We start from the raw sequence: 20,576 nt of genomic DNA on the forward strand, positions 1-20,576 counted from the left end.
TCTCCGTCTCAGGTTTCAGGTGTCGCAACCCAAACCTACTCCGAAGATCGACGATGACCGCCAGCCTCGCGATCAGCGACGCTCGCGGCTTCCTACACCACGCCGCGGGGCACTATCGTGCCGGGTGCTGGTCCTGCCAATTTATCCTCCGACGGGGCTTGAACCCGGCACGTCCGTGACGCCGCGTTTCAGTATGCTGAGCATGACAAGGAAAGCTTGCGCCGGTGTGGTGGTAGGACAAGAGCGAGGCATAGCGAGTCCTTACATCTGTCAAAAATGGTGCCCCGCGTGGAAGGGACTTGGGCACCAGTCTGCGTGGCGAACTGGTGCAGGGACTTCTGGATTACCTTTACGCCCCCCCGTTCCTCCAGAACGCTGATTGATGTCAGTCTTTCAGCAATTTGCAAACTTCGCTGGAAAACTGTGCCCACCGAAGTCACGCTCGTCGGACTGAATTCCCTCCGGCGATGATCCGACGGATCAGTGCCGCAGCTGCGCGGTGCTTTACGGCATCAGCTTCGGACCCTATCGCGTTCTCATGGGTTGCAGCAGCATCCGTGAGGACACCCATAATTTCTTTCTCGGGCAAAATCTGTGCGTCATTCAGCGCGAGAAGCAGGGCTTCGCAGATGGTAAGCGCGGCCATTCCTGAATACATTTGGTCGTCCGTCATGGGGTGTTGACCTTTCCGCCAAGTGCGACGCGGGAGGTACGCGTGCTGCTTGCGAAGCAGACTTGCAAGGAATCTGCTATGCTGTGCTGATGGACATCAGTCCCACGGGCGATTTCTTTTGCTAGGTCTTCGCCGACTGCCGAAGAGGGACAGATGATCGACAACACACCGCTTGTCCGCAAGCTTGGCGCATTCGTCGCCCTGTCAGACCCCGAATTGTCGGTGCTTGCGTCCTTGCACAAGCGCCGACGTACGTTCGTGGCGGGACGCGATCTTGTCCATCAGGGGCAATCGGATCAGGCTGCCTATATCCTCGCCTCTGGCTGGGCCTGTTCCTACAAGCTTCTTGAGGATGGTCAGCGGCAGATCGTAGATTTCCAGATCCCCGGCGATTTCCTCGGGCTTCGCAGTGTGCTTTTGAACGTGTCGGATCACAGCATCGAGCCCGTGACGGACGTTGAGGTGACGGAAATCCTTGTCACCGACCTTCTGAACGCATTTGCGCAAACGCCCCGGCTGGCCACCGCGGTTTTGTGGGCCGCGTCCCGCGACGAGGCGATGGTGGTCGAGCATCTGGTGGATTTGGGACGCCGCGATGCGGCCGAACGCATGGCGCATTTCCTGCTGGAGCTTGGTGCCAGGCTTGCCTTGGTCGGATTGGGGAGCAAGGACGGCTATGCCTGTCCGCTGACGCAATACCTTCTGGCTGACGCGCTTGGGCTGAGTGCCGTCCACGTCAACCGGGTGTTGAGGCAGTTGCGCGAAGCAGAAATGGTCACGTTTCGGGACGGGTTCGTCGCGTTCGACAATTATGATCAACTGGTCAATTTCGCCGGGTTCGAATTGTCTTACATGGATCAGAAAGGGCCACTTCTCCGTTAAAGTCGTGCTGTATTTGCCTGCCGTCAGATGCGACCCAGCAGCATCAGGATGACCACGATGATCAGAATCGTGCCAAGAACACCGGTTCCGGCATGACCGAAGCCGTAGCCATAGCCGCCGAAGCGCCCGCTGAACCCGCCGAGCAGAAAAATGACAAGAATGATAATCAGGATCGTACCGACTGACATAGCGATTTCTCCTTTGGTGGGGCGCGCTCGTCATGCAAGACGCTCCGATGGTGGTATTGTCGGTAAGAGGTCGTTTCAGTTCCCCTCGATGGTCACGCCATGCTCGTTGATGTCGATGTCGATGCCGCTTTGGCGTTCCTGATAGTAAAAATAGCCTGCGCCGATGAGGCAGACCGCGAGGACTCCGATCAAGACGAGAAGAAGATTTCGGCTCATTGGAACGGCTTTGTCAGGTTGTCATCCGTTTCCCAACGACGGCTGCTTAGGCCGCTTTTCAGGCGGTGAGCTTGGCGGTGTATTCGTCCCACAGATCGAAGGCATCTGACCGGGCGTGGCGGTAGGACTTGGCGGAGAGACGATGGCGCTTTGGCCTGAACAACGCGGCCGCCTGATCATGAACCGAGAGGAACAGCTGGGCATGGCCGGGTGACTTGAACCGGCCGATGATCTTTTCGCGGCGCCTCGTATGGCGATGGCTGGCTTCGGAACGGCTGTTGAGTCCCTTGTGCTGGCGGTGGTCGACGCCCGGCGCGATTTCGGCCTTCGCCGCCGCGTATGAACCGAGTTTGTCGGTCAACAGGACACGTAGCATGCCCCAGCGCCGAAAAAGCTTGAGAAAGAAGCGCTTTGCAGCATCCTTGTTCCGCCGCGGCTGGATAAGGATATCGAGAACGTCGCCGTTCGCGTCCACCGCACGCCACAGCCAATGGGCCTTGCCGTTCATCCGGATGACGACCTCGTCGAGATACCATTTGTCCGCAGAAGCCGGACGGCCCCGCCGGATGCTTGCGGCAAATTGATGGCCAAAGCGGCCAACCCAGCCGCGGATCGTCTCATAGGAAACCGTGACGCCGCGCTCAGCCAGGAGATCCTCGACGTCGCGCAGGCTCAGGGCGAAACGGTGATACGCCCAAACGGCATAGCTGATGACGCTTCGCGGGAAGCGGAACCTTTGATCCGGTACAAGTCTTCGACGTTCAGCATGAGATCAGGCTACCGCCATCTGGAGTGCCCGGCAACTTGACAGTGCCCTTTCATCGGCTGATTTAGAAGGGAAAGAACATCGGAATTGCTAGGACTGCGGCGGCCCCCACGATGATGTTCATCGGCAGGCCGATCTTGATGAAGTCCATGAACTTGTAGTTGCCCGCACCATAAACCAGTGTGTTGGTCTGATAGCCGATCGGGGTCGCGAAGCTTGCGCTCGCTCCGAACATGACTGCGACAACGAAGGAGCGTGGATCAACCCCGATCTGGTCCGCCAGTCCGATCGCCAGGGGGGTCACGACGACCGCGACCGCGCTGTTGGTGACTGCCTCGGTCAAGATTGACGCAAGCAGATAGACCGCTGCCAGAGCGACGATCGGGGGCATGTCCGCAAGCGGCGGCGCAATGGCACTGACGATCAGGGCAATCGCGCCCGAGTGCTGCAGCCCCGCACCGACCACCAGCATCGAGAAGATCAGAACGAGCACGCCCGCGTCGATGGAACTCCAGGCCTCATCGTTGTCGATGCAGCGCAGGGCAAGGATGAAGGCCACGGCGACGAGGGAAACAAGGCTGATGTCCGCCACACCGATGGCGGCCAGGGTCACCACTGCAAACAGCGCCGTAAGCGCGAGTGGGGCCTTGCCGCGTCGAAAGGGGCGACCTCCGGCCATCGTGACGCCAGCCAGGTCTCCGGCCTCGATCAGGCGGGCGTAGCTTTCGTCGGTTCCCTCCAGTAGCAGTTTGTCCGCAGGTCTGAGGAGCGTGGTCGAGAGGTCGGGGCCGAGGCTTTCCCCGTGGCGATGTGCCCCCAGGACACGCATGCCATACCTGAACCCGATGGTCAGTTGCGCGATCCGTACTCCGCGGTTGCGATGCGCCAGTGTGACGATCGCCTCTGCGACTGCGGTTTCCGAGTTTTCCCTGGTTGACGGTCCCTGACGCAGTCCGACATCCCATCCTTTCCTGTTTCTCAACGTCAGAAGTTCGGAGGTGCGGATAACCGCTATTAGCCGGTCACCAGTAGCAAGGATGTGTTTGAGCACGTCGTCACGCCTAACCACCGCACCGGAACGTATCCCGACCACCGTCACTCCCGGACGGGTCAGATCATCGATATCCCCCAAGGAGTGACTTAGTCCCCAGAAATCATCCTTTGGACGCAACTCGGTCAGGAAGTCCGCCTCACCTGCCGCACCCAGATCCGTCTGATCCTTGCGGTTGGGAAGCAGAAGCGGGCCGAGTAGCAGCAGGGTCAATCCTCCGGTGGCCGCGGCCACCATACCGACCGGTGTGATTTCCAGAATCGAGAAGGGCGCCAGCCCGATCTCTCTGGCAACGCCATCGACCAGCAGATTGGTCGAGGTTCCGATCAGCGTGCAGGTCCCGCCGAGCACCGCCATGTAAGAGAGCGGGATCAACAGACGCGTCGCTGCGAGGCCGAGGCTTTGGGCCAGTCTTATTGCGACCGGGATCAGTACCAGGACGACAGGTGTGTTGTTCATGAGCGCCGAGGCCACGAGGGTCGAAGCCAGAAATACGCCCGTAGCCACAATGGGGCGCTGGCCGGCGCCGGCGACGACCCGGTTTGCCAGTGCATCGAGCAACCCGGTGCGGACGAGGGCGCCGCTGAGGATGAACATTGCGGCGATGGTGATCGGTGCGGGATTTGAAAAGACCGATAGAACGGTGTCTTGCGGCACCAGTCCAAAAACGGCAAACAACGCCGCGACCGCAGCGGCCGTCACTTCGGGGGCGAACCGCTCGTAAAGGAAACCTGCGAAGAGAACCAGAAGAAGCGCGAGCGCAAGATAAGGCTCAAAGGTGTGGAGTTGCGTCATTTCGGGGTCTCCAGTGCATTGACGGCGGAGAGATCCTGACGTCGCGCAATATGTGGTCTTTCGTTCTCGCTCGACCCCGAAAACCGGCGCGGGGCGCTCCTCGATCGGTCCCCGCGGACCGGGGGCGCGGTGATCAGTGCACGATGACCGCGTGGCGCACCTCGACTGTCATGCTTCGCTGGGTGTTTCCCCGCCCCGTGAAGCTCCCGGTGACCGGGACGACCTGATGAATGCCGCGGGCGACCGCCACGGGAATGAGGTTCTTTGATCCGACGCTCCGGTTTGTAGGGTCGAACGCGACCCAGCCGGCACCGGGAATGAAGACTTCGGCCCAGGCATGGGTAGAACCCGCCCCTTCGGACCCGACAAGGTGCGTTTCAGGATCGAAGAGGTAGCCGGAAACGATGCGCGCCCCCAAACTGAGTGTGCGCGCGGCTTCGGCAAACAACACCGCAAAATCACGGCACGAGCCCCAACCGCGAGAAAGTGTTTGCAGTGGCGACTGCGTCCCTTCCATCTCTCGCCCCTGATATGAGATCTGCGTCGACACCCCGTTTGCGATATCCTTGAGCAGAGACAATGTATCCGTGGGGCGTTGAAAGACGAAGCCCTCGACCCAGCTGGAAAACCTGCCGTCAGGGTCAGGATATTGTGGCGCCGTCAGGGCGCCGAGATCGGCCCAGTCGTCGCCTGAATAAAGGAAGGGAAAGCTGATCGCCTCCGCCGCTATGGCGAATACCGGCCAGACCGCAGCGGTCAGATCGACCGTTGCACGGCTTTCGATGATCAGATGATCGCTCGGCTGACTGAACTGCGCCGTGGCGACCGCATTGCCCGTAACGTCATGGGCCCAGGTGATATCGGCATGGGGCGTGAGGGTGATCTCATGCGACACCAGCCGCAGCTCTCGTGCTTCGCGTGGGCGCAGCATCATGCGATGCGGTCCAAGCAGAACGGGTTCGCCGTAGCGGTATTCGGTCTTGTGATAGGTCGTCAGCGTGGTCACGTTAGGTGCCTTTCGGCTGCAATGCGGTCACCCGGCGTCGGGTCGGTTGAGTGGCTTCGGTTGGACAGGCAGTCAGTCCGGCGGGATCGGGAGCGCAGAGCTGTCGATTTCGGCTGCCGCCTCAGTTGACGCGATGGGGCCGAGAGTCAGGGTCAGGTCGTGAGACCCGCCGTCGAGCGGCAGGAACACCACCGGCCCGGCCGTGATGGGCTGGCCATCCAGCGGGGCTCTCGGATGATCCGCTCTCACGATCCGGATCCTGCACGACGTGCCCGCCACCCTCAGCGTCATGGAAAACCCCGGCCAGTCGGGTGGTATGGCGGGGGCGATCCGCAGGCGGTCGCCGTTCCGGGTCACGCCGAGGATACCTTCGACGGCCGCGCGGTGCATCCACGCGGCCGAGCCCGTGTACCAGCTCCAGCCGCCGCGTCCGATATGCGGTGCAACGGAATAGACATCGGCGGCCACGGCGTAGGGTTCCGTCCTGTAGCGCTGTACGTCCTCGGGCGTCCGGGCGTGATTGATCGGATTGAGCATCGCGAAGAGCTCCGCAGCGCGCGCTCCATTCCCCAGTCGCGCCCAAGCCAGAATGGCCCACATCGCGGCATGGCTGTACTGCCCGCCATTCTCGCGCAGCCCCGGCGGATAGCCGGCGATGTAGCCCGGGTCCTGCGAGCCCGAGTCGGGACCGATCCCGAAGGGCGGCGTGAACAGCCGCGCCAGATCATTTTCGCGATCGACCAGAAGGCAGTCGACGGACTCCATCGAGCGCCGCGCGCGATCGGGATCTGCCTGTCCGGAAAGCACCGCCCAGCTTTGCGGGATCGAGTCGATGCAACAGGCCGGGGAGCCGGCCGCCCCCAGCCATGTTCCGTCATCGAAGGTCGCGCGGCGGTACCAGTCTCCATCCCAGGTATTGGTCTCCATGGAGAGGCGCAGCGTTTCGGCCTGCTCGCGCCAGCGCCGTGCCCGGGCCGGATCGCGCTTTTCCGCAAGCGGCACGAAGGCGCCGAGCGTCTGCAGCAGCAGCCAGCCCAGCCAGACGCTTTCGCCGCGGCCGGCGGCGCCGACGCGGTTCATCCCGTCGTTCCAGTCGCCGCTGCCGATCAATGGCAGACCGTGCTCCCCGGTCAGGCTGAGCGCGCGGTCCAGTCCCAGGGCACAGTGATCGAACAGCGACGCGCCGTGGCCTGCATCGTCGGGCAGGAAGAATGCGTCGTGCTCGCTCTCTCCGAGGCGATGTCCTTCGAGGAAGGGCACCTGTTCGTCCAGAACCGCCCTGTCGCCCGTAGACGTCACATAGGCGGCGACAGCATGGCCGAGCCAAACGCAATCGTCGGAAATACGCGTCCGCACCCCCTGGCCGGTATGCGGCAGCCACCAGTGCTGCACGTCGCCTTCCGGGAACTGGCGGGCGGCGGCCCGCAGCAGATGCGCGCGGGTGCGGTCGGGGCGCGTCAGCATGAAGGACATGTTGTCCTGCAGCTGGTCGCGGAACCCGTAGGCGCCGCTTGCCTGGTAGAAGGCCGCACGCGCCTCGATCCGGCAGGCGAGCGCCTGATAGGGCAACCAGCCGTTGACCATGATATCCATCGCCCGGTCCGGCGTCTCGATCCGGAGATCGCCCAGCGTGTCGTCCCAATAGGTCTGTACCGCGGCCAGTTCGGCCTGCATGTCGGCGGACCGCAGCCTTTTCAGAAGCGGGACGACCGCCGCCGCGTCTGCGCATTGGCCAAGGAGATGGACGAGCTCGATGCTTTCACCAGGGGCCAGGGTCAGGGTCTTCATCATCGCGAGGCAGGGATCGAGCCCCGCACCGACCCGCCCCGACATGACGGCGCCCCGGCGTAGTGCGGCGGGATCGGCATGGCTGCCGCCCGAGCCCAGAAATTCGGTGCGATCTCCTGTCCAGGCCTCGGCCGGACCGGAAGGCGCGTTGAGCGCCGCGAACATCACCCGGCCGGGAAAGGCGGTGTTCCACGGATTCTGGACCAGAAGCGCGCCAGTTTCCGGCTCGTGCGAGGTCACGAGGAACGGGGCCGAGGCGGCGCGCGATTGACCCATGACGGGTTCGCTATAGGTGACGACGCTTAGCCTCCGGGGCTGCGTCCCTGTATTGCGCAGGAACAGCCGCGAGACCCTGACCGGATCGGCGCGCGGCACGAACTGGACCAATTCGCAGTCGATGCCATTCGCCTGATGCTCGAACTGGCTGTAGCCGAAGCCGTGTCGCACGATGTGCGGACCGGCCCCTGCAGAGAGCGGCAGAGGGTGCGCAGTCGGTGAAAACAACACGCCGCTGTCGTCGTCTCGGATGTAGATTGCCTCGCCCGGAGGGTCTGCCACAGCATCATTGGACCAGGGCGTTAGCTGGTTGTCGCGGCTGTTCTCGGCCCAGGTAAAACCGCTGCCGCTGGCCGACACCTGGAATCCGAAGTCCGGATTGGCGATCACGTTGATCCATGGGGCAGGCGTACTGTCCGGTCGGCCAAGGCGGATGACATACTCTCGCCCCTCCCGGTCGAACCCGCCTATACCATTGAAGAACTCGAGTTCCGGGCGGTCGGACAGCGGCCTGGCCTCGTCCCGCTGCGGAGCGTTCCTCTCCCGTCTGTTCGCGCGCAGTCGGAGCGCATTGGCGGGTTGCGGGGCGGGGCCAATCTGTCGCGTGTCTGCGGTCATGGTGTCAGCCGTAACGGGATCGGCAAGAAGGGTGTCGAGCTGTTCGCCGATCATGCCGCGCCGGGCCAGCATCACCACCCGCGCCGCAGCCAGGAGAAGCGCCCGCGTATCTGGTGCGATCAGGTCGGAGCGCAGCGCAAATACGGCGCCCCGGACCGGTCGCGTGTCGTCGCCGGGACGGGAATGGCTGCTGCGCAAGGCGATGTCGATGGCGGTCTGCAGATCCTTGACATAGGAGGCAGGGTGCTCGTTGAGGATCACCAGATCGACCGCAAGCTGCCTTCCCAGCCAGTACTCGTGGGCCTGTAGCAAGGCACGAACCTGTCCGATATCGGCGGGATCGTCGATGCGCAGCACCACGATCGGCAAATCGCCGGAAATCGCGAGCGGCCAAAGGCCGGATTGACGTCCGGCGCCCCGTATCAAGGTGGCAGACGGCAGGCGGAAACGGCGATCATGATAGAGGACAGGGGCGGCCAGGCGTTGGAAGTCGGCGGCTTCGGTCGGCGAGATGCCTAGATGGCGCAATTGCACCTGAGCCTGGGTCCAGGCCAGGGTCCGTGCGCGGTCATAGGCGCTGCGGTCGTGATGCCGGTCGATCAGATCCATCAGCGCTTCGCGGCTGTCGGCAGCCACCATCCAGACCAGGATCCGGGCGGTGCGCCCAGGCGCGATCAGGAGCCGGTCGCGCAATGCAAAAACCGGATCCAACACCGTGCCAGTGGTCCCGGCAAGAGGAGCCGGATCGGTTATGACGTGCGGTTGGGTCTGATCATGATCGCGGCCGAAAGCGCTGTTGCGATCGCTGTCATATTGCAGCGGCGCGACGGTCGTCCCCTCGACCACGGTGAACTGCGCCACCCAGATTTCCGGTTCCTCTGGGCTGCGCCGCCTGCGCCACGCAATCAACGCGCCGTATTCGGGCAGAAACTCGGTCTGAACGAACATCCGCGAGAAGGCCGGGTGCGCCTGTTCGGAGGCCGGATCCGCCAGCGTTAATTCGACGTAGGACGTTACGTCCAGTTCCCGGGGTTTGCGCCCGCCATTGGTCACCGACAGGCGTCGCACCTCCGCATCCGCCTCGCCCGAGACGAGAACATCCAGCACCGCTTCGAGCTGGCCGGTCCGGGCGGTGAAAGTCGCGTGATCCTCGAAGAACTGCACGTCCTCCGCGTCGGCGGTATCCGGCGCGCCAGGTCCGAACCTCTGGTCAGAGCCGTCCGAGAGATTCCGGATGTGGAGGATGGCGCCATGCGGATCCCGGGTCGCGTCCTCGCGCCAGCGGGTGAGCGCGATATCGCCCCAGCGGCTGTAACTGCCGCCCGTGGCGGTCAGCATCACCGCGTAGCGTCCATTCGACATGAGATGGGTGACCTTGGGTCCGCCCGGGCAACCGGCGATACGGCGGCCCCGGTCCGCCTCCGATGTCGTGGACCCGCGGGGCGTGGCGTCCTCAAGCGGCGGCAAGGCACGGTCGATATCACGGGGAAGCCGTTCCTGCAGAAGCAGTTCGCTGGCATGGATCATCGGTTCATGGTGGAACCTCTGGCGCATCAGGCCGCCGGTCAGGGCGTTGGCGATGGCCACGATGGTCATCCCCTGATGATGGGCCATGTAGCTTTGCACCACGGCAACGCGGCGGCCCGGCAGCACACGGTCGGGGGTGAAGTCGAGTGCTTCATAGAAGCCACAGAGCCCAAGCCCACCTATAGCCTCCAGGTCCTCGTAGTTCCGCCGTGCAGCACCGGGATTCAGCATCGCGGCCAGCCCAGTCGCATAGGGCGCGACCACCAGATTCCCCGCAAGCCCGCGCTTGAGCCCAAGTCCCGGCACACCGAAGGTGGAATACTGATAGTTGAAATCCACATCCCGTGCGTTGAAGCCGGATTCCGAAATGCCCCACGGGACGCCTTGGGCCCGTCCGTAGGCGATCTGTCTCTCGACGACCAGTCGACAGGTGTGACCCAGCTGACCGCCTTCGGGTTCTTGCATCACAAGTCCAGGCATCAGGTATTCGAATATCGAGCCGGCCCAGGAGACGAGAACGGCGCCGCCACGGGTTGCGGTGACCGTCCGCCCCAGACGGAACCAGTGACGCAGCGGCAGATCCTGTTTGGCGACGGCGAAGAGACTGGCCAGACGCGCCTCGGAGGCCAGGAGGTCATAGCAGGACGGGTCGAGAGTGTTCTCGTGGGTCGAGTAGCCGATGGACAGCAGCTTGCGCTCGGGGTCGAGCAGGAAGCCGAAGTCCATGTCCACTGCGAGCCTGCGGGCCTGCGCTCCCAGCCGATGCAATTCTGCGGCCAGGGCGGCATGGTCGGCCTCGCTCAATGCGGCATCTGTCGCGGCTTCAGCCAAGCCGTCGCGAAGCAAGGACAGCCATCGGGGGGCATGGGAGGGCATAGCCTCCGGCGTCGGAGTGGCAAGTTCGGCCTTGGCCGCCAGGCGTTGCAGGAAGGGCCAGTTCACTTCAGCCTGTTTCAGGCCATCGCGTAGCGATCCGATCGCCTCGGAGCAGGAGGCACTGAGCGGGGACTTTAGCCGCTCTGCGTCACGCTCCACCAGATCAAGAAGATTGGTCAGCCCCTGAGATCTCTGAAGTGGCGTCGCGCCGGAATGCGCGGCCCAGTCCTCGCAGGCGTTGGCCAGTGCGATCAGGTGGCCGGCCAGATTGCCGCTGTCCACCGACGAGACATAGGGCGGGTCGAGAACCCTGCAGTCTCGCGTGTCGTACCAGTTGTAGAAATGCCCCTTGACACGCGGCAGCGTTTGCATCGTGCCAAGGGTCGCGGCGATCCGGTTGGTTGTCTGACGCAGGCCGATCCAGCCGAGATCGCAGGCCGTGACAGTGGACAGCAGGTAAAGCCCCATATTTGTGGGCGACGTGCGGTGCGCAAGCGTCGCGTGTGGCTGCTCCTGAAAGTTGTCGGGGGGCAGATGGCTGTCTTCTGGCGTGACGAAGGTCTCGAAATAGTGCCATGTCCTGCGTGCGATCAGGCGCAATTCTTGGGCGTCCTGCGGGGTAAGGGCGGCGTCGGGTTGTGCGCGGGAAGGCTGACTGACCCGAAAGGCGATGAGCGGCGCGGCAAGCCAGAGGGCTGCAAAGGGCAGGATCAGGGGGAGCGAACCGGGGGCGGACAAGCCGGCCAGGCCTGTGGCTGACAGTCCCAGCAGGATCCCCGGCGCCATGGCCCGTAAGAATCCCCGCAGATCGGGGCGCGGAGCGGCCGAGGCCGAGGCCGCAGTGGTCCATTCCAGGAGATGCCGCCGTGAAACCGTCAGTCGCCAAAGTGTGCGGGCGATGGCATCGAGCGCGCGCCAGGCGGCGTCGGCGAGAAAGCTGACCGCCAGCCCGGTTTGCAGCACAGCGAGCGACAGGTCTTCCTGCATCAGGCGCAGGTGGTTGCCCATGTGAAGGCGGCGCTGATGCGGAACGGCGGAAAGGGCTGCGTGCAGGAAAGCGGGCAGGCTCAGGGCGACCAGCGCCAGAGCCGTCGCCAGCAAGGCCGCCGGGCCAGGCAGAAGCCACCCCAGTGTCAACAGGACAAGCGTAGCCGGGGCCAACAACGAGCGGCGCAGCGTATCCAGCACCTTGACCCGTCCCAGCGCGCCCAGCCCGCCTTTCCGGCCAAGCCAGGGCAGCAGTTGCCAGTCGCCGCGACACCAGCGATGGATGCGCCGCGCGGCGAGGTCCTGCCGGTCGGGGAAGGACTCGATCAGTTCCACGTCGGAGACGAGCCCGGCCCGGGCGAAGATGCCTTCAAGCAGGTCATGGCTGAGAAGGGCGTTTTCGGGCACGCGCCCGGCCATCGCCTCCTGGAAGACATCGACGTCGTAGATGCCCTTGCCGGTAAATGAGCCCTCGCCGAAGAGATCCTGATAGACGTCCGACGCAGCTGCAGCGTAGGGATCCATCCCGCCCGGACCCGAGGTCGCGCGCTGAAACGCCGTGCCGTGCCGTGCCGGGCTCAGGGCGGGCGTGATCCTCGGCTGTAGAATGGCGTGACCAGCACTGACCCGGCTGAGGGCCGGATCGAAGATCGGCTGGTTCAGCGGGTGCGCCATCTTGCCGATCAGCCGCAGGCCCGCGTCACGCGGCATCCGGGTGTCGGAATCGAGCGTCAGGACGTAGCGCACTTCGGGGGGCACGGCTGGCACATGACCATCTGCCGTCCGGTAGTCGGTATCATCGGCACCGCGCAACAGACGGTTGAGATCGTGCAGCTTGCCGCGTTTGCGTTCCCATCCCATCCAAATCTGTTCGGCGGCGTTGTAACGGCGGTCACGATGCAGGTGCAGAAAGCGGGCACCGGCGGGACCCGCGCCGTAGACCTGGTTCAGTCTGGCAATCTCGAGTTCGATCAATGCGATAAGCGGCGCATCTTCCTGCATGTGCTGTCCGGGGGCATCCAGTCCATCGGTCAGGATGGCAAAAGTGACGTCTCCGTGTGCGCCCGAGAGATAATGTACCTCCAGCCCTTCGAGCTGTTCGGTCAGGTCTGCGCCATTTGTCAGCATTGTCGGCACAACCACGAGCGTGCGCAGTGAAGACGGCACGCCGCTCTCAAGTGCCAGTCCCGGCAGTGCCGTGGCAGGTACGGCCCAGGCCACCATGCGATCAACGATAAGTTGAGCGACGGCACTGGCCGGGATGCCCGCTGCGAGAAGCCAGAGCGCAAGCACAGTCCACGACACGGATGGGTCGGAAAGAGCCACCAGACTCCATGCGCTCAGCGCGATTAGCCCAAGAGTGACACAAAGAATGCTGCCAAGGTATCCTGCGAGACCGGGTCGGAACTGCGGGCGGTGCCATCCTCTGTAGCGATAGCCGACCTGGCGTTCGAACGCCTCCCGGCCCTCGGCGAGGAGATGCCAGCCCGGGTCGCTCCTCCGCAGGATTTCCGCCTCGGAAATCCGGTCGCCATCCGCCTCCGGTGCAGCCACCGCCGTCGCCAGCACCTGCTCGGCCAGATCCAATTCGCTGTGGTCACTGTGACGAGCGAGATCCTCGAGTGCATCGCGGTACAGGTTGCGGCTGGCGAAATCCATCGCGGAAAATCCCGGATGCTCCCGCAGCTTCGCATCGACCAGGCTGACACTTTCAAAGAGCTCCGGCCAGTCCGTCTCAGCGATCGTGCGCAGGCTGGTGACGACGTTTCGAACGGTGACGTTCGAGGCGCCCTGACGCTCCTGTGCATGCCGGACTGCCAGATCGACATTCGACCCCTGCCTGATCAGCCGATCCTCCAGCCAACCGATGGCCGGTGTCGTGACAGGGTCGCAATCACGTAGCCGCTTCGCCAACTGCGCGGCAAAGATCTCGGAAAGTGGCTCGGACGTGCCAATATCTGCAGGCATTCCGATCCCGGTCTGGCCGGCCTCCAGGAGCCGATCCGCAAGGGCATCCGCCGACAGGCGCATCCTGTGAGCGAAGGTGATCTGGTCGGCCAGCCGCCGCAGGTTTTCCAGAAGGACGAGGCGGAGCGTTATCGGAACCGCCCAGAGCTCTCCAATGGTCAGGGGCTGCACCTCCTGATAGGCGTGCAGAAAGCGGGACAGTGCGGGGGCATCGAGATGGCTGTCCGTATGCGCGACATAGGCCCAGATCAATTCGAACACTCGCGGATAACCGTGAAACGGCCCTTGGGCGAGTTTCGGCAGAAGCCTGTAGTAGCTGGGCGGCAAGTCCGTACGGCAGTCGCGCACCTGCGCCTCGACCCTGTGAAAATTGTCCACCAGCCATTGGGCGGCCGGGACAATAGGTTTTCCCGCCGCCAACTCTGAGAGACAGGCCTTGCGAGTGGCCCTCAGCGCCGTCGCATTATCGTCCAGTCGCTGGCGCAGTGATGCGACACGCGGTGCAGAGGCGCAGATACGCTGCACCGCGGCCAGGCTGGCGGCATGTTGCTCCAGCCTTTCGATACCGAAAAGCTCCGCGCGCACCGGCGCGACGCTCTTCCAGGGTGAGGTGCGGGTGCCGCGGAGGTTGAGTTGAGGTAGCGCCCAGGCACTCATTCTAGAATCCTGTCGGCAAGTGGGCAATTTTGCCGACTTGCCGCTTGGCTGCGCGATCTGCGACCAGGCCAAGGCGATCACACAAGACGAGCCGGATCAGGCCTTTTTCCCCTTCGGCTTTGTATCGATCGTCAGGCCCTTGCTGAAGGACGGCGCCGGCGCCGGATCAGCCTTCTTCTGCTTCGGTTTCTTGTCTTCTCGGCCGCGACGGCTTTTGCCCTTCGCCATGGTGTTCTCCTAAGTGCCTTGTGTACGTGGGAAATTCTCTAGCCTCGATGAGGCGAAAACCGCATGCGTCGCGGGCCAGGATTCCGAGGGCCACGCAGGTCCGCATCGGTGCGATTTGAGAGTATCGCCGAGGTCAGCCGCTTCCATGCTGATCCAGATCAGCGTTCGGCGAAGAGTTTTTTGCTGTGTGTCTCTATGAATGGTCCTGAGACAAGTCTGAAGTCGTATCCAGCGTCTTGCTCTCGAGCGTGACCTCGATGCGGGAGCGTCGTTCCCTCGGCGCCAGTTCCTTCCGGGGCTTTCCCTCCTTGTCCCTCTGGTCGGCGACCTTGTCCTGCAGCTTGTAGTTCATCGGGCGACCCCGTTTGCCGAGATAGACCGTCGCGTTCACAGGCGCGGCGAAGTGCTTGGCTGGATCTGTCGCGGCGATTAGCAGCTTCGGCACCTCCTCGAGTGCTTTCTTCCTTCGCTCTCCCTTCCTCCAGCTGATCAGATGTCTTCCCTCACCGTCATGACAACGCAGCCAGTCGCGCTGATCGTTGAACTCGCCGTTGGCGAAGATCTGCTGCGGCGCGAAGTGCTTGCGCAGCAACTCCGACATCTGGACACGGCGGAGAGCGAGATCCAGATCGTCCTTCACCATGCTGGCGCGGGGGTAGATGTCGACTGAGAGCTCGAAGCCCAAGACCCGGTGCTCGGCTCGACCGTCCTCGATGGGGACGCCGTAGCGGCAGGCGAGAAGGTCGAGGACTTTCGAGAGCCGTGGCAGCGTCGGGTCCTGCATCGTGAGCTTCATCTCGCGGGTGTAACGATCTCCGCCCCTTTTGAGAGGCTCGACTTTCACGCCGCCGAGCGTCGGCTGGTTGAGGCGGCTTTTGATCGCCCTGCCGATCTTCGTGGTGGCGTTCTTCTTGGGAAAGGTCACCGCGATCGCGATCCAGTCGAGCAAGGCGTCGAACTTGTAGCTCTTCAGGGCAAGGGCCGGAGTTGCCAACAGTCTGCCGTTCGTGACGGACTGTTTGCTGGTGTGTAGCTCCAAGTCATAGGGCAGGGACCTCTCGTCGGCGGGAATCGCGTCGACGTCACGCTTCTGCGTCGTGACGATCGGAACCTCGAATGTTGTCGTCGCCACGTGCAGACCTCGCTCCTCTGGAGGCAGCGACTTATGCCGGGCGTCAACGTTCTCAAGAGGCAAGCATCAGAAAAACCTCATCTTTCTTGGGCATGCTGCAGAGCCCGCGCCAGAGCGGCGTTGCTTGCGAGGCGGGGTTTGGGGTGCCGAATTGTCCATATCGCGCTGTGCGCGAGTTTTAACGCGGTCTCTGTCGATCGTAGCCTCAGAGGAGCGCGACCGCGATGGGTTTTGACGGCAGGAAGCTTGTCTTCGACATGCTGGTGGTGATCGGCTCAAGGCTCGTCGTGCGGGACGGACGCACCTGTTGCTTGTGGTGTCGGCGAAGGGCGATGCATGTTGCACGTTGCTGGCGTTGCGGTCTGCCTGCCCCTGTCGTCGTCGCCGCCGCCCGGCATGGCGCTCACGCGCCAGGATCCGTGATGCGCGACAAGCAGCTCGAGGGTCGACGTCGCTCCGTCCGAACGAGAGCCTTGGCGCAGGGGCGTCCATCAAGTTATTGACCTCTCGCTCGTTCTCAGCTTTGCGATGTGTAGAGCGGGCCGCAGAGCGCGATCTTTATTGTTCGGCTGGGGTAGTGCTCAGCGCCCCGGGATATTCCTGAGCAGCCTTTCTGCGTGCTCTACGTCGATGGAGGATGCCTGCGCACCCTCCACCCGCGTGCGTCGCAGCACGTCAGACCATCTTCTCGACGTCGCCGTCCCAGACGCCGATCAGGATCGACAGCATGTCGCCGTAGTTTCGGCGTTCCCGCTGGCAGATCGCCTTGAAGCGCTCGACGACAGGGCCGGGCGCACGGATGTTGATCTGGACGTCCTGGATCGGGGCGGCGGTCGTCGCGAGCACGTTCCAGGTTTCGGGCATGTATTCGGACATCGCCGTCTGCGTCAGCAGCAGCGGGTCGATGCCGGTGGCTTTGGAAAAGGCCGGGATCCGCTCGATGGGCATGGTCATCTCGCCGGTCTTCAACATCGAGATGACGTTCGGGCGGAGCAGGCCCATCTCTTCGGCGATTTCGCGCTGTGTCTTGCCGCTTGCCTCGATGGCGTCGGCGATCATGCGGGCGGTGGGGCTGGTGGTCATGTCGAACCTTGTCGTCTTGTTGCGTTCGACTTGATGATAGAAGGCGCGGGAGACGTCCGTGCTGGGTGAGCGGGCAAGAAGTCCTAGGTGCGACGGGGCGTCCTCTTGGGGGCATGCCGGATCGCGGTCGGCGATAGGCGCGGAACCTTGGAGTCTCGTGAAGTGCGACCGCTACCGCACACCCTCCGCGGCCTTTCGAGACGCCTGGGCAGGGGTGCGAGATCGCAGGTAAAATGCTGCACAAGTTCTATCCGCGCCATAACCGTCGTCACGTCGGGCATGATGACCGGTCAACGCCTAGGACACCGCAACTCGCCCCCAAAAGGCTGCCTTGCGCGCATGTGCATTTTGCAGATCTTGAATGAAGACGCGGTGCTCGGCGTGGCCCTGATAGTCAGAGATCGCGGCGTCGGCCGCCGCGCAGGCGTCGAAATGACGGGCGGCGTGACCGTAGCGGCTCGATCGGGCGCGTTCCAACGCGAACTCGATCAGGGAGCGCCAGATCAGGACCGCCGCGAGTGGGTGCGCGGAAGACAGCGCCTCGGCAGCCGGCGTTAGGATCTCGTAGGTGCCCCCATCAATCTCTTCGTATCGGCTCAGCACCAACTGCGCCGCCAACGCCATGTCCGGCCAGGAAAGACAGAACGCCAGCCCTGCCTCGATGGGCGTGAACGACAAGACCACCTCGCGGGCGCGGTCTTCGGCCTCGACATCATCGAAATCCGGCAGGCGTTTCAGCAGGCGGCGCAACGCATCGGGGCAGAGGCATCGCTCGAAGCGAGCCCATAGCGCACGCCGCAGGTCCTCTTCCCGTCCGAGAGCCTCAAGGCATGCGAAGTGGGCCTCGTCCAGCTCAGGCGGGTCGAACCACGCGCTGTCGTGCGTTTCGCGGTCCAGCGCGTTCTCCACGACCTGAAGGGCCTCTTCAGCACGGCCTGCTTCAAGCAGGCGCACCGCAGCTTCTGGCGCGATGGTGTGATAGGTCAATTGCTCGGCCGTGTAGCGTGAAAGCCAAGCGTCGACGTCGCCCTGAAGATCGGCGACGTCCTGCAGGATCATCTTGGCTGTATGGTCGCGGCGATCCCGAGCGAGCTCTTTCTGCCTTTCAGGGTCGGAGACGAAGTCATAGATCTCCAACTGCGCCTCGGTCAAAGGCGCGGCACACATCTCCTCGGCAAGAGCTTTCAGCCGCTCGAGACCTGAGCGGCCAAGTGGTTCGGCGAGAGCCGGCACGACATGATCGAACTCGCCATAGCCGTTGTCCCGCAGCGCCTCGAAAATCATCTCCGCGAGTTCGATCGGATCTTTGGTGATCCTGGGAGAGATGCGAGCGATGGCCTCCATCGCGTCGACCATGACGTCACCGATCAACCCGTTGCTGTCATCGGTCCGCTCATGGATGCCGGGCGCGAGGTGCAGCAGATCCCACAGGAGTTCAAAAGCTAGATCCGGGCTGTCGGAGCCGATCCGCATTTCGATCAGCGTGACCAGATCGGTGAGCTCTTTGGCGAACTTCTTCTGCGTCTTCCACGAGATGAAGCTGCCGGATCGCCGGATCGATGCAAACCGCTTTCGAACATCCGCTGCCGCTTCCTGCGGGCTCTGATCGGCAGACAGCACCATGCGCACGCGTCTCTGACGCGCGGCGTCGCCCTTCACAGCTTCGAGCAAAAGCTCCGCCAACACGTCCGCACCAAGCTCGACGAGGTTCTTCTTGTTGAGGGTTTTCCGGGCCATGGGTGCTCCTTCTCTCGAAGAGAGGTGCCCGATAAGTTCCTGAAGCTCAAGTTTACCGTAAGCGATCCTGAAATGTCTGTTGCCTGGCCGGCGGCGAGCACGTTGCCGATAGAAGGTGCGAAAGACATTCTTGTCGTGGTGAGCGGGCGGAAGGTCCTAGATGAGGCGGAGGCCCCTCTTGGGGACACATGCCGGGTCAGGGTCGGTGATAGGCGCGGAACCTTGGGGGGCGGTTGCCGCAGACGGGCCTGAGTGCAGAACGCGCGCTGTGTGCGCTCTGCGCTCCCGGGGGAGAGTGAGTGCTGGACAGCGCTAGAGGCTCTGTGTGCGAGGCTTAGCGCGCTCCACGGGGAGCTGTGGGGCAAGTTCGATACCTTCGCTGTGATGCTCCCACCCGCAATACCCTTGTCGCGCTCATTGGCATGGCGATCACGCGTGATCTGCTGGACGAAGAACTCTGGTGATCACTCGTTGAAAAACGGTTCCTCGTTTGCCGTCGTTTCACCCTCGGTTGCTTGAGGGGGGAAAGTGCCGACCTTCAAGCCTTTCGACAAAGGGGGGTCGACGGACGCGAACGGCCCAATGCTGCCGCTCGCAGGCCGCCAAGATGCCGCAGTGCAGCCCCTCCAAACCAGACCTACATCGTGCCCGCAGCCAGCATGAAGATGCTGTGCAATGTCGGAAGTGCGACACGAAGGTGCACGTCGTTCTTGCGGCAACAAAGACCACTTCGCTCCCTTTTTGAACAATCGTGCCTGATGCAGTGCTTATCCCGCTGTAGACATAAAGTTCGACGAGAACTCCCCAAGAGCGAAATTCAGTGCAGACTGAGTAGTCAGAGATTGCGCGATCACCTATCCTGAAATTCTAGAAACCAATGGCTGACTTGGCGATGGAGTGCTTCCGGATCGACGAAAGTGGTTATACAGGATTTGACCTGCTCAACGCTGACCAGCGTTTTCAGGGCGCCTCGGCTATTGCAATTGACGACGACGACGCCAAGCGGCTGATCAAGCAGCATTTCCCAAGGCTGCAAGCGCCTGAGCTCAAGTATCGTGCCCTATCGAGGCGGCAATCCAACCACCCGCGGCTGCTTGGGTTGATGCGAGACCTTTTGAGCGACTTCAAGTGTGTGACCTATGTCTGCGACAAGCGGTTCATGTTGACGCTCATGTTCGTCGACTACGCCGTCGAGCCCTATTATTATGAGCGCGGTTTTGATTTCTACGCCAATGGCCAGAATTATGCGATGGCTTCCATGCTGCACATGGCTGGACCGAAGCTGCTCGGCAAGCCGCAATTCAGGAGGCTGATGGCGTCTTTTCAGCGTGCTATGAAGGAAAAATCCGACGAAGCGCTCAACGACCTGGTGGCAGCCGCCAGAGCGACGAATTGGGAGCAAATACCTGAGGTTGTTGGACCTCTCGCGCATTACTCCGCGCCCGAGTGCCTGCAGGCCATTGCCACCCCCGGACTAAACACCGACGTCGCGATGATTGTGCTGCAGTCGTTGATCACGCGGATGGAAGTGATGGCGAACGGCCCCTATCGTGTGGAGCACGACCAGTCCAAGAACCTCGCCACCTATCATGAACTCTTGCAGCGGTTTATCCATCACGAAGAGTCCGTGCAATTCCGTGCGACCGAGATCACGACCCTTAGCTTCCCCTTGAAACTGCACGAAGTGGAGCAAGTGGACTCCAAGAATACCCCTGCGGTGCAGCTTGCGGACGTGATGATCGGCGCCGCGATCGAAGCAGGAAACAATCTTGCGGGATTGCGCACTGGCGGATTGGACCCTGAGCCCTTGCTGGCACTGTATGCCGACGAACAATTCATCCACATGCTGCCATCAATCGATTTTGAAGAGCAACGACGTTTCCGGCAAGGAACTCAGGGCGGTGAGCTGATTAACTATCTCGCCGCCAACCTCATGGGGCCAAAACGTTAGGCCTCCCAGCCTTTGATTGGCTGCCTGTTCAAGTCGAGCGAGGGTCACGGTTCGCTCCGGCGCCTTGCTGCAGTCCGAGCGCTATAGAGCATGGACATCTTGGGCTCTTAGCCGCCCCGCAACGTTACGGCGGACCTTCTGCAACAATGCCATATCGATCGCGGCTGTCGG

General features: G+C 62.7%; 12 protein-coding genes and 1 pseudogene. 2 read left to right on the forward strand and 11 right to left on the reverse strand.

Going from position 1 to position 20,576, the window contains the following annotated elements; translation table 11 throughout:
* Positions 1 to 436: 436 nt before the first annotated feature.
* Complete coding sequence (locus HC022_RS04020; RefSeq protein ID WP_165617217.1) at positions 437 to 673, reverse strand: hypothetical protein; 237 nt, start codon at positions 671 to 673, stop codon at positions 437 to 439.
* A gap of 153 nt (positions 674 to 826) precedes the next feature.
* Between HC022_RS04020 and HC022_RS04025 the strand changes: the two genes are divergently transcribed.
* The gene (locus HC022_RS04025) at positions 827 to 1,555 is read left to right on the forward strand and encodes a Crp/Fnr family transcriptional regulator (protein WP_167451431.1); all 729 of its coding nucleotides are present in this window, start codon (positions 827 to 829) and stop codon (positions 1,553 to 1,555) included.
* Between the two features lie 23 nt (positions 1,556 to 1,578).
* On the opposite strand, the gene HC022_RS04030 is transcribed toward HC022_RS04025, so the two are convergent.
* The 10 genes and pseudogenes from HC022_RS04030 to HC022_RS04070 all read right to left on the reverse strand — a co-directional run bounded on the left by HC022_RS04030 (position 1,579) and on the right by HC022_RS04070 (position 18,454).
* Positions 1,579 to 1,743, reverse strand: a complete 165-nt coding sequence (locus HC022_RS04030) for a DUF3309 family protein (RefSeq protein WP_167451432.1) — start codon at positions 1,741 to 1,743, stop codon at positions 1,579 to 1,581.
* Positions 1,744 to 1,818: 75 nt separating this feature from the next.
* Entirely contained in the window at positions 1,819 to 1,959 is a 141-nt protein-coding gene (locus HC022_RS04035; RefSeq protein ID WP_167451433.1) for a hypothetical protein, read from the reverse strand.
* A 58-nt stretch (positions 1,960 to 2,017) separates the two neighbouring features.
* Positions 2,018 to 2,698: pseudogene (locus HC022_RS04040) on the reverse strand (IS6 family transposase); the annotation flags it as partial.
* 91 nt (positions 2,699 to 2,789) lie between these two features.
* Complete coding sequence (locus HC022_RS04045; protein ID WP_167451434.1) at positions 2,790 to 4,571, reverse strand: SLC13 family permease; 1,782 nt, start codon at positions 4,569 to 4,571, stop codon at positions 2,790 to 2,792.
* A 133-nt stretch (positions 4,572 to 4,704) separates the two neighbouring features.
* A complete protein-coding gene (locus HC022_RS04050) occupies positions 4,705 to 5,577 on the reverse strand; it encodes a transglutaminase family protein (RefSeq protein WP_089964064.1) in 873 nt (290 codons plus the stop codon).
* A 72-nt stretch (positions 5,578 to 5,649) separates the two neighbouring features.
* The gene (locus HC022_RS04055) at positions 5,650 to 14,274 is read right to left on the reverse strand and encodes a glucoamylase family protein (protein ID WP_254884923.1); all 8,625 of its coding nucleotides are present in this window, start codon (positions 14,272 to 14,274) and stop codon (positions 5,650 to 5,652) included.
* A gap of 96 nt (positions 14,275 to 14,370) precedes the next feature.
* Positions 14,371 to 14,502: a hypothetical protein gene (locus tag HC022_RS29605; RefSeq protein ID WP_278184735.1), complete on the reverse strand. Its 132-nt coding sequence runs from the start codon at positions 14,500 to 14,502 to the stop codon at positions 14,371 to 14,373.
* A 193-nt stretch (positions 14,503 to 14,695) separates the two neighbouring features.
* Positions 14,696 to 15,634, reverse strand: coding sequence for a hypothetical protein (locus HC022_RS04060; RefSeq protein ID WP_167451436.1), 939 nt, complete (start codon positions 15,632 to 15,634; stop codon positions 14,696 to 14,698).
* A gap of 675 nt (positions 15,635 to 16,309) precedes the next feature.
* Positions 16,310 to 16,717, reverse strand: coding sequence for a helix-turn-helix transcriptional regulator (locus HC022_RS04065; RefSeq protein ID WP_167451437.1), 408 nt, complete (start codon positions 16,715 to 16,717; stop codon positions 16,310 to 16,312).
* Positions 16,718 to 17,014: 297 nt separating this feature from the next.
* The gene (locus HC022_RS04070; protein WP_167451438.1) at positions 17,015 to 18,454 is read right to left on the reverse strand and encodes a DUF6880 family protein; all 1,440 of its coding nucleotides are present in this window, start codon (positions 18,452 to 18,454) and stop codon (positions 17,015 to 17,017) included.
* Positions 18,455 to 19,331: 877 nt separating this feature from the next.
* On the opposite strand from HC022_RS04070, the gene HC022_RS04075 reads away from it, so the two are divergent.
* Positions 19,332 to 20,405 (forward strand): DUF3800 domain-containing protein, encoded by a 1,074-nt coding sequence (locus tag HC022_RS04075; RefSeq protein ID WP_254884924.1) that lies wholly within the window; start codon positions 19,332 to 19,334, stop codon positions 20,403 to 20,405.
* Positions 20,406 to 20,576 lie beyond the last annotated feature (171 nt).

The organism is Salipiger sp. HF18 (assembly GCF_011806505.1).
GTDB lineage: Bacteria > Pseudomonadota > Alphaproteobacteria > Rhodobacterales > Rhodobacteraceae > Salipiger > Salipiger thiooxidans.

Bases quoted from the DNA above. Each gene is read 5' to 3' on its own strand.
- HC022_RS04065 (WP_167451437.1), bottom strand. From the start codon at position 16,717: ATGACCACCAGCCCCACCGCCCGCATGATCGCCGACGCCATCGAGGCA.
- HC022_RS04075 (WP_254884924.1), top strand. From the start codon at position 19,332: ATGGCTGACTTGGCGATGGAGTGCTTCCGGATCGACGAAAGTGGTTAT.
- HC022_RS29605 (WP_278184735.1), bottom strand. From the start codon at position 14,502: ATGGCGAAGGGCAAAAGCCGTCGCGGCCGAGAAGACAAGAAACCGAAG.
- HC022_RS04020 (WP_165617217.1), bottom strand. From the start codon at position 673: ATGACGGACGACCAAATGTATTCAGGAATGGCCGCGCTTACCATCTGC.
- HC022_RS04055 (WP_254884923.1), bottom strand. From the start codon at position 14,274: ATGAGTGCCTGGGCGCTACCTCAACTCAACCTCCGCGGCACCCGCACC.
- HC022_RS04030 (WP_167451432.1), bottom strand. From the start codon at position 1,743: ATGTCAGTCGGTACGATCCTGATTATCATTCTTGTCATTTTTCTGCTC.
- HC022_RS04025 (WP_167451431.1), top strand. From the start codon at position 827: ATGATCGACAACACACCGCTTGTCCGCAAGCTTGGCGCATTCGTCGCC.
- HC022_RS04035 (WP_167451433.1), bottom strand. From the start codon at position 1,959: ATGAGCCGAAATCTTCTTCTCGTCTTGATCGGAGTCCTCGCGGTCTGC.
- HC022_RS04070 (WP_167451438.1), bottom strand. From the start codon at position 18,454: ATGGCCCGGAAAACCCTCAACAAGAAGAACCTCGTCGAGCTTGGTGCG.
- HC022_RS04045 (WP_167451434.1), bottom strand. From the start codon at position 4,571: ATGACGCAACTCCACACCTTTGAGCCTTATCTTGCGCTCGCGCTTCTT.